Consider the following 12278-nt stretch of genomic DNA (forward strand, 5'->3'; position numbering starts at 1 on the left):
ATGCTAGTGGCTCGCGGCCGGGAAGAGAACCGCCGCCAGCAGGGTCACCGTCGTCGCCGTCTCGGACAGGAACCCGAGCACGTCACCGGTGATGCCGCCGAGGCGCCGTACCAGATGGGCGCGCAGCGCCAGCGCCACCGCCAGCCCGCCGAGCACCGCCACCGGCCCCTGCCAGGGGCGCTGCGGCACCGCCGACACGGCCACGGCCGCGACCAGCAGCGTGTTCACGGCCAGCGCGACCGGGCCGACGGTCCCGGCGACCAGCGCGCCCATGCCGCCGGGCCGGGCCGCGGGCACGCCCCGTGCGCAGCCCGCCGCTACCGCCAGCCGCCCGCAGGCCACCGCCGCGGCGACCGTGGCCGACAGCGCGGACAGCGGTCGGTCGGCCGCCGCGGCCAGCGCCGCCGCCTGCGCGCCCAGCACCAGCACCAGCGTGACGACCCCGAACGGGCCGACCTCCGGCGACTTCATGATCTCCAGGGCCCGCTCGCGCGACCGGTACGACCCGATCGCGTCGACGGTGTCGGCCAGCCCGTCCAGGTGCAGCCCCCGGGTCAGCAGCGCGGCCAGGCCGACCGCCAGCAGCCCGGCGAGCAGCGCGGGCAGCCCGGCCGCCAGCAGCGCCAGCGCCCCGCCGAGCAGCAGCCCGAGCAGCACGCCGACCAGCGGACCCAGCCGCATCGCGACGCCCCCGACGGCCCGGTCCAGCCGCTGCGGGCCGGACACGGGCGCGACGGTGAACGTGGTCAGCGCCAGGCGCGCCCCGTCACTCCACCTGGGACGGTCGGCCATCGGCGTGCTCGGTCTCCGGCTCCGCCGCGGCGACCGGCTCGTCGGTCGGGTGGTCCACCTCGACCGCGGCGACGGGCTCCTCGGGCTCCAGCAGGTGCTCCGGCGGCGCGTCCAGCACCGGCGGCAGCGCGGGCAGGGTCGCGGCCAGGGTCAGCGCCGAGCGCATCAGCGGCAGCGCCAGCAGCGACGCGGTGCCCTCGCCCAGGCCCGGCTGCACGTCCACCAGCGGCGGAGCGCCCAGCACGTCGGCGGCCAGCGTGGTGGTCGGGTGCCTGCCGTGGTCGGCCATGGCCAGCCACAGCCGCGACGGGCTGCCCAGGTCGCGGGCGATCAGCCCGGCGGCCACGCCGACCGGGCCGTCGACCAGCACCGGCGTACGGCGGGCGGTCGCGCCCAGGATCAGCCCGGCCGCCACCGCCAGGTCCGCGCCGCCGAGCTCGGCGAGCATCTCCTTCGGGTTCAGCACCCGGCCGCGCACCCGGTGCAGCGCGTCGCGTACGGCCGCGCAGCGGTCCATCCAGGCGGTGTCGTCGACCGAGCCGTCGGGGCCCACCACCCGGGCCAGCAGCGCGGGCACCTCGGCGCCGGTCACCGCGGACACGATCGCCGCGGCGGCCGCCTCCGCACCCGCCCCGCACGAACCGAGGATCAGCAGGTCGACGCCGCTGTCGGCGGCCTCGTCGGCCAGCTGCCAGCCCTGCCGCAGCGCCCCCTCCACCACGTCCAGCGTGGTGGCCGGCTCGAACTCGACCGGCGCGGCCGGGGCCGTGCCCACCACCTGCAGGCTCACCGCGTACTCGCCCGCGAGCAGGCCGAGCGGGCCCTCGCCGCGGCGCGCCTCGTCGGCGGTCCGGGCCGACCGGGCCGGGGACTGGCCCGCGGTCAGCCCGCCCGCGTGGTCGCCGTGCAGCAGCACCAGTCGCGGCGTACGCCACGGGGCCGGCACCGCGCGGCTCTGCGCCCCGGCGGCGAACAGCACCACCTCGGCGAGCCTGCCCAGGCCGCTGCCCGCGATGTCGAGCAGGTTCAGGTGGTCGCGGGCGGCGTCGCGGGCGTCGCTGTCCGGGATCGGCAGGTCCATGCCCGGCTGGATCACCAGGCCGGTGGCCACGATCGGCAGCGCCTGCGTGCGCTCCTGCATCGCCTGCGACGGCGCCGCCACGGCGGGCGTCGGCACGACCACCTCGGGGCTGGCCACCGGGGCGCTCAGCGCGGCCGCCGGGGCCGCGGGGGCCGGGACGGCCGTCACCGGCGCCGTCGCGGGCACCTCCGGGGTCTCCAGCGCGTCCGTCGCGCCGGGGCGGCGCAGCCACGACGGCTGCCCCGCGACGACCAGCACGACCGAGTCGCACGCCGCGGCCACGGCCTGGTTGGCCAGGCCCACCAGGTCGGCGAAGCGGACCCCGGCCGCGGTCGGCGGGACCACCGACAGGCCCACCTCCGGGCTCACCAGCACGAGGCGGGCGCGGCAGCCGCGTACCGCATCGGCCAGCTCGCGCACCCGCTCGTCGGCGCCGTCGGCGTCCAGCAGCGCCGCCGCCCAGCCGCCCAGGTCGTCGACGAGCAGCGTCTCGTCCGGCAGCGCCTCGATCAGCGCGCCCAGCAGCGCCGCCGGGTCGCCCTCGGTCGGCACCGTCAGCCAGCTCTGCGGCCGCCGCCGCCGGTGCGCGGCGACCCGGGCCGCGAACGCCTCGTCGTCGCCGATCACCGCCGTGGCGATGTACCGCACCGACGATGCGTTGGACAGCAGCGACTCGGCGAACTCGCTCTTGCCGGAGCGGATACCGCCCAGGACCAGCACCCGCGCCCCGATGTGTGAGGGCCACCCGTCATGCGACATGCCCGAAGGATACTGTCGCCGCCCGCCGGGGCTGGTCGGTGGTGCAGTTTCGGGGAAAGTGCTGGAATCTTGGCCCGCAATCCAGCACTTTCCCCGAAACTGCACGGTCGGCGCCTGCGGTGGACGGGGCCCGGCGCGGATTAAGCTGGGCGGCATGACGTGGAGCTGGCGGTACGAGGACGCGGAAGGCAAGCCGGTCGACGGCCCGAACGAGACGTTCAGCAACCAGGCGGACGCCGAGTCCTGGCTCGGCCAGGTGTGGCGGGACCTGCTCTCGGCCGGTGCCACGGACGTGGTGCTGGTGGAGGGCGACCGGGAGGAGTACCGGATGAGCCTGCAGGGCGCGCAGTAGCGCGGAGAGCTCCGGACACGACGCGAGCCGTGGTCACCGTCCAGCTGGGACGGGACCACGGCTCGCGTCGTGACAGGTCAGGGCCGGTTGGCGGGGGACTCGGTCCGGGCCGGGTCGCGCTCGGTGACCGGCTCGACGATCTCGTCGATCGCCTTGAGCAGGTCGGCGTCGAGCTTGACCCCGGCCGCCTTGACGTTGTCGTGCACCTGCTCGGGGCGGCTCGCGCCGATGATCGCCGAGGAGACGTTCGGGTTCTGCAGCACCCACGCGACGGCGAGCTGGGCCATGGTCAGCCCGGCCTGGTCGGCCAGCGGCCGCAGCCGCTGCACCTGGGTCAGCACGTCGTCGGCGAGCCAGCGCGAGATGAAGTTCGCGCCCGACTTCTCGTCGGTGGCCCGGGAACCGGCCGGCGGCGGCTGGCCGGGCAGGTACTTGCCCGACAGCACACCCTGGGCCATCGGCGACCACACGATCTGGCCGAGGCCGAGCTCCTCGGAGGTCGGCACGACCTCGGCCTCGATGACCCGCCACAGCATCGAGTACTGCGGCTGGTTGGAGACCAGCGGGATGCGCAGCTCCGTGGCGAGCGCGTGGGCGGCGCGGATCTCCGACGCCTTCCACTCCGAGACGCCGATGTAGTGCGCCTTGCCGCTGTGCACGATGTCGGCGAAGGCGACCATGGTCTCCTCCAGCGGCGTGCGGTAGTCGTAGCGGTGCGCCTGGTACAGGTCGACGTAGTCGGTCTGCAGGCGGCGCAGCGAGCCGTCGATCGACTCCATGATGTGCTTGCGGGACAGGCCCCGGTCGTTGCGGCCGGGACCGGTCGGCCAGTACACCTTCGTGAAGATCTCCAGGCCGGCGCGGCGCTCGCCCTTCAGCGCCCGGCCCAGCACCTCCTCGGCGCGGGTGCCGGCGTACACGTCGGCGGTGTCGAACGTGGTGATGCCGCTGTCGAGGGCGGCGCGTACACACGCGAGCGCGGCGTCCTCCTCGACCTGCGAGCCGTGGGTGATCCAGTTTCCGTACGAGATCTCGCTGACGAGCATCCCGGAACGGCCCAAATGCCGAAACTCCATACCCCGACCCTATCCAGGCCGCGATCGTGCCCCTTACCGGGGCACGGCGGGGCGTGGAACTTACAGCACCGGCTTGGTGTCGGCGAGCAGGCGGTCCAGCTCCTCCATCACGACCTGGCGGCTGGGCAGCTCCGGGTCGATGAACGGACGGCCCTTGCGGTCCAGCGCGCCCCAGCGGCCGGTCGGCCCGGCGATCAGGAACGCCACCGGGTGGATGACCAGCGCCGGGTGCACCGGCGGCACGACGACCGCACCGGCCCGGTCCACGACGCCCTTGCGGCCGCCCGCGTCCACGATGGCCAGGCCCTCGTCGGAGAAGCCGTCGACGTAACGACCGTCGGTGAGCGCGGTGGCGAACCCGGTGAACTGGAACGGCACCACGACCCGGCCCTGCTTGTCGACCGCGCCCCAGCCGCCCCGGCGCACCGCGGCCAGGCCGCGGCGGAACGGGCGCACGTCGTCGAAGCCGGTCGAGATGATGACGCGGCCCTGCTTGTCGATGGCGACCCAGCCGCCCGCGCCGTCGCGCGACACCCAGGCCAGCCCGTCGGAGAACGAGCCGACGCCGAGCCACCCGGCCCGGCCGTCGATGAGCCGGTTGCCCGCCTCGTCGATCAGCTCCCAGGTCTCCATCTCCGGCCGCCGCACCCAGGCCGCCCCGTCGCGGAACGGCTGCACGTCGGCGAAGGCGGGCGAGATCACGGTGCGGCCGTCGGAGCCGGCGAAGCCCCAGCACTGCACCCGGTCGTCGAAGCGCGGCACCGGCGGCTTGCTGACCTGCAGGATCTCGTCGGAACTGCGCGGGTACGGCCCCATGCCGTTCTCGGCGATCTTCATCGAGACGGCGTCGAGCGCCATCTCGGTGCGCGCGATCAGCTCCGGGTCCTCGACCTTGCGCAGCTCCAGGGCCTTCTCGAAGTGGTTGAACGCCTCCATGTAGCGGCCCTGGTCCAGGCAGGACCGGCCCGCGTGCTCGTGCATGGTGGCGCGCAGCCGGTCGGGCAGCTCGCTGGAGTTCGCCTCGGCGAACAGCTTGTCGGCCTCGGTGAAGTCGCCGCGCCACTGCAGCACGTGCGCCAGCCGGGCCTTGGCCAGCGCGATCCGGCGCAGCTCGCCGGTCGCCTCGGCGTGCACCAGCGCCATCTTGCCGTCGGACATGGCCTTGCTCAGGTCGCCGAGGATGCGCGACACCACGGCGCGCAGGCTCAGCAGCCGGGCCCGGGTCGGGTTGTCGGTGGCCGGGGTGAGCTTCTCGGTCAGCCTGTCGCGGATCTCGCGCAGCTCGTCGGGGTTGTCGACCAGCTCGCGCAGCGTCTCGTGATGGAACCGCCACTGGTACGCCGCCAGCACCTGCTCCGGATCCGGGCCGCTCTCGGTCGGCTCCGGGATCTCCTCGGCGACCGCCTCCTGCGCCGCCGCGGTGACGGCCGCGTCGGGCTCGGCGGCCGGGGCCGCGCCGGGGCGCACCAGCGGGTGCAGCATGGTCGGCGCCGACAGCGCGGTGGCCGCGCCCGCGGCGCTGGCCGCGACCGGCAGCACCGTGTCCGGGCTGGCCACGACGGGCGCCGACGGCACCGCCGGGGAGACGGGGTTGACCGAGACGGGAGCGGCGGAGACGGGTGCCGCCGAGACCGGCGCGACCTCGGCGACGGGCGCCTCGGTGCTGCTCACGGCCGCCGGGGCGGGGGTGTCGTCGGTGATCGCGGGCAGCATTCCGGTGTCGGCGGTGGAGTGGCGTCCGCGCTTGCCGGGGGCGGCAGGCGCGGCGGGAGCGGGCTGGCCCGCCACCGGGGTGGCGACGGCCTGACCCGCGGCGGCCTGCACGGGCTGGGCGGGTCCCTGGGTGCCCGCACCGGGCAGCGGGGCAGCGGGCGGCACCCCGGGTGCCTGCGGTGCGACGCCGGGCTGGCCGGGCACGGGCTGACCGCCCATCGGCTGGCCGGGCTGGGGCTGACCGGGCTGCGGCTGACCCTGGGCGGGCTGCGGCGGCATGGGGTGACCGGGCTGGCCGGGGCGGCCGGGCGGCATACCGGGCTGGCCCGGCTGCGGCTGCCCGTACACCTGGCCCTGCTGCGGCGGACGCGGACCCTGCGGCGGCGGTCCGAACTGCTGGCCGGGCCCGCCCTGCTGACCGGGCCCGCCCTGCTGACCGGGCCCGCCCTGCGGGCGCCCGTAGACCTGGCCCTGCTGCGGCGGGCGCGGACCCTGCGGGGGCTGGCCCTGGCGCTGCTGGGGCGGACCGTACTGCCCCGGGCCGCCGGGGCCGGGCTGGCCCTGCGGCGGCGGACCCTGCGGGTGCTGCTGGTTGGGGCTGCCGTAGACCTGGCCCTGCGGGCCGTTCGGGCGGAACTGGGGACCCGCGGGCTGCGGCGGCATCGGGCCGGGGCGGCCGCCGCGCTGCGCACTCGGGTGACCGGGCATGCCGCCCTGGCCGGGGCGCTGGCCGCTGGCGGGCGGGAACGGGCCGGGCGGGTTCTGGCCGGGCTGCGGCGGACCGTACTGCTGGGGGCCGCCCTGCTGGCCCGGGGCCTGGCCGGGGGCGAACTGCCCCTGCGGCGGCTGCTGGCCCTGCGGCTGGGCGGGCTGCTCCTGCTGCGCCTCGGCGGGCGGACGCTGTCCGGGCACGCGCGACCACGGCGACGTCGGTGTACCGGCCCAGGCCGGGGTGCCGCGGTGCCGCTCGTCGGTGCGCTCGTCGCTCACGCCCCACCTCGCCTGGTCAAAGTGCCACTACCGCGCAAAACGCATCGCGGCCCGGAAGCACGCAAGGATATGGTCTTCCGGCCCGAAACAGAATGCGGTTGCGAGTGGAGGTTACGGGGTGGGCTTCATCACCGCCACTGCGGATCGGCTCACAATCCGAAACTTCACCGAGATGGCCTCGCTAATACGGACATTAGGCGCATCGGGCTTCCGCAGATTCGCCACGTACCGGCAGGCGACCGTGGCGGCGACGGTGACGAACTCGGTCTTCGGGCTCCTGCGGACGTACGTGATGCTCGCCGTCTCGGCGGCCGCTACCGCCGTCGGGGCGACCGCCGCCGGGTACACCGGTCCGCAGCTGGTCCTCTACGTCTGGGCCGGCCAGGGCCTGATCGGCGTGGTGATGCTCTGGGGCTGGACCGACCTGGCCGACCGGGTCCGCTCCGGCGACGTGGTGATAGACCTGCTCCGCCCGGTGGACCCGGTCTTCGCCTTCCTGGCCGCCGACTTCGGCCGCGCGGCGTACGCCATGCTCACCCGCTTCGCCGTGCCCATGGTGACCGGCGCGCTGATCTTCGACATGTACCTGCCGCACCGCCCCGCGACCTACCCGCTGTTCCTGGTCTCGGTGGTGCTGGCGACGGTGGTCTGCTTCGCCTGCCGGTTCCTGGCCAACGCCACCTGCTACTGGCTGCTGGACTACCGCGGCGTCGGCATGGCCTGGGCGGTCTTCTCCGGCCTGTGCGGCGGGCTGTTCTTCCCGATCCGGTTCCTGCCGGACTGGGCCGCCGCACTGCTGTGGTTCGGCACGCCGGGCCCGTCGCTGCTGCAGGCGCCGCTGGACGTGCTGACCGAGCGCGACGGCTGGCCCGTCCAGCTGGGCATGCTGGGGGTCCAGGCGGCGTGGGCGGTGCTGCTGCTGTGGCTGTGCCGGGTGGTGCAGCGGCGCGCCGAGCGCAAGCTGGTGGTGCAGGGTGGCTGAGCGGCTGCGGATCTACCGGGAGCTGGTCCGCGCGCAGGTGCGCGGGCAGGCGTCGTACCGGCTGAGCTTCACCCTGGACCTGCTGGGCAACCTGCTGTTCTTCGGCTCGGACCTGCTCGCGGTGCTGGTGGTGTTCCGCCAGGTGCCCGCGCTGGGCGGGTTCACCCTGCGCGAGACGCTCGTCGTGTTCGGACTCGCCGCGACCGGGTTCGCCCTGTCGGACCTGTTCGTCGGCAACATCGAGCGGATGAAGACGTACGTCCGCACCGGCCTGCTCGACGCGGTGCTGATCCGCCCGCTGGGCGTGCTCGGGCAGCTGCTCGCCCTCGACGTGGGGGTGCGCCGCATCGGCCGGGTGGTCTACTCGGTGCTGCTGCTGGTCGTGGCCCTGCGCGCCGCCGACGTGCCGCTGACGCCGGTACGGGTGCTGATGCTGGTGCTGACGCCGCTGTGCGGGGCGGTGTTCTTCGGCGCGTTCTTCATCGCCACCTCCACGGTCGCGTTCTGGTGGGTCGAGTCCGGTGAGCTGAGCAGCTCCCTGACCTACGGCGGCCGCGACTTCACCGCGTACCCGATGCCGGTCTACGGCACCTGGCTGCGCCGCCTCTTCGGGTTCACGCTCGGCTTCGGCTTCGTGGCGTACTACCCGTCGCTGGTGGTGCTCGGCCGCGCCGACCCGCTCGGCGGCCCGGCCTGGCTGAGCTGGACCGGCCCCGCGGTGGCCGCGCTGGCGGCCGCCGCGGCCTGGCTGATCTGGCGCACCGGGGTGCGCCACTACCGCAGCACCGGCTCGTGAGGGGGAGTCCCGTGAACATCATCGAGGCGTACGACCTGCGCAAGGAGTTCGACATCCGGGTCCGGGCGGGGCGGTTCAAGCGCGAACGGCGCACCGTCGCCGCCGTGGCCGGGGTGGACCTGGTGGTCCAGCGCGGCGAGATGCTGGGCTACCTGGGCCCCAACGGGGCCGGGAAGTCCACCACCCTCAAGATGCTCACCGGCGTGCTGCACCCGTCCGGCGGCCGGGTGTCGGTGTGCGGGCTGGCGCCCGTGCCGCAGCGCACCACCCTGGCCCGGCGCATCGGCGTCGTGTTCGGGCAGCGCTCGCAGCTGTGGTGGGACCTGCCCCTGCGCGACTCGTTCGAGCTGCTGCGCCACATCTACCGGGTGCCCGCCGCCGAGCACGCCGCCCGGCTGCGCCGCTGCCGCGACCTGCTCGACCTCGACGCGTTCCTGGACATCCCGGTGCGGCAGCTGTCGCTGGGCCAGCGCATGCGCGGCGAGCTGACCGCGGCGCTGCTGCACGGGCCGCAGATCCTGTTCCTGGACGAGCCGACCATCGGCCTGGACGTGGTCAGCAAGCAGGCCGTCCGCGGCTTCCTGGCCGAGCTCGGCGCCAAGGGCGACACCACCATCGTGCTGACCACGCACGACCTGGCCGACATCGAGCGGCTGTGCCGCCGCATCGTCGTCATCGACCACGGCCGGGTGGTGCACGACGGCACCATCGAGGCCCTGCACGCCCGGTACGGCTCGCAGCGCCGCCTGGTCGCCGAGCTGGACGAGGTCCCGGCCACCCTGCCCGACCTGCCCGGCGTACGCCTCGAATCGGCCGAGGGCGGGCGGCTGACCTTCGCCGTCGACCGCACCGCCCCGATCGGCACGCTGGTGTCGCAGCTCACGGCCACCGGCGTGCTGCGCGACCTGTCCGTCACCGAACCAGAGATCGAAACGGTCATCGCCCGCCTGTACCGCCACACCCCCGCCCCGAGGTAAGGAAGGGCCCCTTCTTATCGCTTTCCGTAGTAGAAGGGCCCCTTCTTAACCACCGCGTGTGTGAGCCGGCGGACAGGTGGTCGTGCGGGGATCTTGGGGTGGGTAGAGTGGGCGGCGCACAGGGCCGCAAGGGGTGCGTCGGTTGGGTGGGACGACGCACATGACCTGCGTCGTACCCGGAGAATCATGTCGGCCCCGCGTGCCTCATACCGTGAACTGGTCCGGTTGACCGGACCCTGGTTCCTCGTCCTGGCCTTCCTCGCCCGGCTGCCCGCCGCCATGGGTCCGCTCGGCGTGATCACCCTCGTCGTCGCCGCCACCGGCAGCTACGGCACCGCCGGGCTGGCCGCGGCCGCGTTCGGCCTCGGCGCGGCGGTCGGCGGCCCCGTCGTGGGCACCCTCGCCGACCGGTACGGCCAGCGCACCGTCGGCGTCACCGCCGCCGCGCTCGACGCCCTCGCCTACGCCGCCCTCGTCGCCGCCGTGCTCGGCGGCCACCGCACCGCCGTGCTGCCGCTGGCCGCGCTCGCGGGCTTCGCGATGCCGCAGGTCGGCCCGCTGGTGCGGGTGCGCTGGGCGGTCCTGCTCGGCGAGCACGGCCAGCAGCGCAGGCTGCCCACCGCGATGGCGTACGAGGGGGCCGTCGACGAAGCCTCGTTCCTGGCCGGACCGGCGCTGGTCGGCACCCTGGCCCTGACCGGCCACGCGGGGGCGCCGCTGCTGGTGGCCGCCGTGCTGACCCTGCTCGCCGCGATCCCGTTCGCGCTGCACCGCACCGCCCCGCCGGTGGTCCGGCTGCCCCGCACCCCGGGCCGGGCCGACGCCGCCCAGCGCCTGCCGCTCGGCCGGGTCGCGGTGCTGGTCGCCGCGATGTCCGTGATCGGCGTCGTCTTCGGCGCCACCCAGACCGCCGTCACCGCCTTCGCCGACGCGATCGGCACCCCCGGCTCGGCCGGGCTCATCTACGCGGTGCTCGGCGTGGGCAGCGCGCTGGCCGGACTGGCCATGGCCTGGCTGCCCGCCTCCTTCGGCCCGGTCAGCCGGTACGTCGCGTCGGCCGCCGCGCTGGTCGCCGGGGCCGCGGCCCTGCTGCTGGCCGGCTCGGTCGTCACCGCCGTGGCCGCCGTGATCGTGCTCGGCGTCACCGCCGCCCCGTACCTGATCTCCGGGTACGCGCTGGCCGGGCGGCTCAGCCCGCCCCGCCGCGCGGGCATGGTGATGACCCTGCTGGCCAGCGGCGTCGTGGCCGGGGTGTCACTGGGCGCAGCGCTGGCCGGGCGCCTGGCCGACCTGGTCGGCTACCGGAGCGCCTTCGCCGTCCCGCTCGCCGCCGCCCTGGTCGGCCTGCTGCTCGCCCTGCTCGCGGCGCCCAGCCTGCGGCGCGCCCTGCTCCCCGCCGCCACCCCGCGCCCCCTCCCCACCCCCGCCCACCGGTAAGGAAGGGCCCCTTCTTATCGCTTTCCGTGGTGCAAGGGGCCCCTGTTAACGCCGGTCCAAGGGGTGGGACGCGGACGTCGGGCGGGAGCGCCGGTGGGGCCGAGGCTAAGGTGGGTGTAATCATCAAACGGCCCTAGAGGTGATTACATATGGGCTCGAGCGCGGGCCGGAGCACGGCCACCCGCGACACGGCGCTGCTGCGCGACGCCCTGGCCATCGGGGCGGCCGCCGGCGTCATCGGCCTGTCGTTCGGCGCCATCGCGGTCGCCGGCGGCCTGCCGCTGTGGGCACCGGTCCTGATGTCACTGCTGGTCTTCGCGGGCGGATCGCAGTTCCTCGCCGTGGCCTTCGTCGCGGCCAGCCCCGTCGCGGCCGTGCTCGGCGGCATCCTCGTCAACGCCCGGCACCTGCCCTTCGGCCTGGCCGTCGGCGGCTCCGTCGGCGACCGCCTCGGCCACCGGCTGCTCGGCTCGCACCTGCTGATCGACGAGTCCACCGCGTTCGCCCTGGCGCAGTCCGACCCGGCCCGCAGCCGCCGCGCCTTCTGGTCGGTCGGCATCGCGATCTTCGTGACCTGGAACATCGGCACCGTCGCCGGGGCGCTGCTCGGCGGCGCCGTCGGCGACCCCAACGTGTACGGCCTCGACGCCGCCTTCCCCGCGGGCCTGCTCGCCCTGCTCATGACCTCGCTCAAGGACCGCCCCACCCGGTACGCCGCCCTCGCCGGCGCCGCCGTCGCCGTGCTCACCACGCCACTGCTGCCGGCCGGGCTGCCCGTGCTCGTCGCCCTGGTCGGCGTCGGCGCCGCAGTGCTGCTGCCCACCCCGCGCCCACGCACCACCCCGGCCGCCGCCGAACCCGACCCGACCACCAGTGCCCAGCGGGAGAAGGTATGAGCACCACGACCAAGACCCTGCTGGTGATCGCGGCCCTGGCTGCGGGCACGTACGCGTTCCGGGTCACCGGGGTGCTGCTGCGCGGCCGCCTCGTCCTTCCCGAACGGCTCCGGCACCTGCTCCCGATCGCGGCCACCACGCTGCTCGCGGCGCTGGTGGCCACCGCCGTGTTCACCGACTCGGGGCGGCTGGCGCTGGGGGTCGCGCGGCCGGTCGCGGTCCTGGTCGGGGCGGTGCTCGCTTGGCGACGGGCGCCGTTCGTGGTCGTCGTCGTGGCCGCCGCCGCCACGGCCGCCCTACTCCGCCTCGCCGGCCTCCCTTGACCCGCCCCTCCCGGCGCCCCCGCCCCTGCCGCTCCTCCCGGCCTGCGGCGGGGGCGTGCGCGCCCTGCTGAGGTGCAGTTTCGGGGAAACTGCACGAATCTTGG

Annotated in this window: 11 protein-coding genes; 7 read left to right on the forward strand and 4 right to left on the reverse strand. The window is 75.3% G+C overall.

Features of this window, described 5'->3' with window-relative positions:
• Window positions 1-3: 3 nt before the first annotated feature.
• On the reverse strand, window positions 4-792 hold the full coding sequence (locus tag QEZ54_RS31765) for an adenosylcobinamide-GDP ribazoletransferase (protein WP_281308441.1): 789 nt from the start codon (window positions 790-792) through the stop codon (window positions 4-6).
• Window positions 767-2632, reverse strand: coding sequence for a bifunctional adenosylcobinamide kinase/adenosylcobinamide-phosphate guanylyltransferase (locus tag QEZ54_RS31770; protein WP_281308442.1), 1866 nt, complete (start codon window positions 2630-2632; stop codon window positions 767-769). Before QEZ54_RS31770 ends, QEZ54_RS31765 begins: the two co-directional genes overlap by 26 nt.
• Before the next feature lie 154 nt (window positions 2633-2786).
• Here QEZ54_RS31770 and QEZ54_RS31775 point away from each other — a divergent pair, with 154 nt between their 5' ends.
• Complete coding sequence (locus tag QEZ54_RS31775; protein WP_217397915.1) at window positions 2787-2984, forward strand: hypothetical protein; 198 nt, start codon at window positions 2787-2789, stop codon at window positions 2982-2984.
• 77 nt (window positions 2985-3061) lie between these two features.
• Here QEZ54_RS31775 and QEZ54_RS31780 read toward each other — a convergent pair whose 3' ends face one another.
• Window positions 3062-4060, reverse strand: coding sequence for an aldo/keto reductase family protein (locus tag QEZ54_RS31780; protein ID WP_281308443.1), 999 nt, complete (start codon window positions 4058-4060; stop codon window positions 3062-3064).
• Window positions 4061-4120: 60 nt separating this feature from the next.
• Window positions 4121-6763, reverse strand: a complete 2643-nt coding sequence (locus QEZ54_RS31785; protein ID WP_281308444.1) for a WG repeat-containing protein — start codon at window positions 6761-6763, stop codon at window positions 4121-4123.
• Window positions 6764-7016: 253 nt separating this feature from the next.
• On the opposite strand from QEZ54_RS31785, the gene QEZ54_RS31790 reads away from it, so the two are divergent.
• The 6 genes from QEZ54_RS31790 to QEZ54_RS31815 all read left to right on the forward strand — a co-directional run bounded on the left by QEZ54_RS31790 (window position 7017) and on the right by QEZ54_RS31815 (window position 12174).
• On the forward strand, window positions 7017-7745 hold the full coding sequence (locus QEZ54_RS31790; RefSeq protein ID WP_281308445.1) for an ABC-2 family transporter protein: 729 nt from the start codon (window positions 7017-7019) through the stop codon (window positions 7743-7745).
• Entirely contained in the window at window positions 7738-8541 is an 804-nt protein-coding gene (locus QEZ54_RS31795; RefSeq protein WP_281308446.1) for an ABC-2 family transporter protein, read from the forward strand. The genes QEZ54_RS31790 and QEZ54_RS31795 overlap by 8 nt, the downstream gene beginning before the upstream one ends.
• Before the next feature lie 11 nt (window positions 8542-8552).
• The gene (locus QEZ54_RS31800) at window positions 8553-9518 is read left to right on the forward strand and encodes an ATP-binding cassette domain-containing protein (RefSeq protein WP_281308447.1); all 966 of its coding nucleotides are present in this window, start codon (window positions 8553-8555) and stop codon (window positions 9516-9518) included.
• A 186-nt stretch (window positions 9519-9704) separates the two neighbouring features.
• A complete protein-coding gene (locus tag QEZ54_RS31805; RefSeq protein ID WP_281308448.1) occupies window positions 9705-10955 on the forward strand; it encodes an MFS transporter in 1251 nt (416 codons plus the stop codon).
• Window positions 10956-11104: 149 nt separating this feature from the next.
• Window positions 11105-11851 (forward strand): AzlC family ABC transporter permease, encoded by a 747-nt coding sequence (locus tag QEZ54_RS31810; RefSeq protein WP_281308449.1) that lies wholly within the window; start codon window positions 11105-11107, stop codon window positions 11849-11851.
• Window positions 11848-12174, forward strand: a complete 327-nt coding sequence (locus QEZ54_RS31815) for an AzlD domain-containing protein (RefSeq protein ID WP_281308450.1) — start codon at window positions 11848-11850, stop codon at window positions 12172-12174. The genes QEZ54_RS31810 and QEZ54_RS31815 overlap by 4 nt, the downstream gene beginning before the upstream one ends.
• The last annotated feature ends 104 nt before the right edge of the window (window positions 12175-12278 follow it).

This window comes from Catellatospora sp. KI3 (genome assembly GCF_029948125.1).
GTDB lineage: Bacteria > Actinomycetota > Actinomycetes > Mycobacteriales > Micromonosporaceae > Catellatospora.